The organism is Dyella sp. SYSU CM1112, from assembly GCF_058216415.1.
This window is the reverse complement of sequence record NZ_JBZEGI010000147.1, coordinates 1-265: the sequence shown is the minus strand read 5'-3', so window position 1 is coordinate 265 and position 265 is coordinate 1. Positions and strand designations below refer to the sequence as shown.

At 70.9% G+C, this 265-nt stretch carries 1 protein-coding gene; it reads right to left on the bottom strand.

Annotation, left to right across the window (positions count from 1 at the left end; genetic code table 11):
* A partial coding sequence (locus tag AC4HNJ_RS21995) for a hemagglutinin repeat-containing protein (RefSeq protein WP_490481741.1) occupies positions 1–265 on the bottom strand: 265 nt, incomplete at both ends.

Sequence of the window (265 nt, the reverse complement as noted above, 5' to 3'; positions counted from 1 at the left end):
CTGGCGCTGGTCGGTGACGGCATGGAGCGTGATGTCATGGCCGGCGCTGAGGGTGAGCTGGCCGCCCGCTTTCAGTTGGGCGCCCTGGCTGGCGAGATCGTGCCCGGCGGCGAGCACGGCGCTGCCGCCGGTGGTCAGCGTGGTCACCGTGTGCGTGGTGGTTTCCACCCCGTTCATCGCTGTGCCCTGGCGCTGGGTGTGGCCGGCGGCGTTGAGGTTGAGGTCGTTGCCGGCGATCAGTTGCGCATGCTGGCCGGCGCTGAGC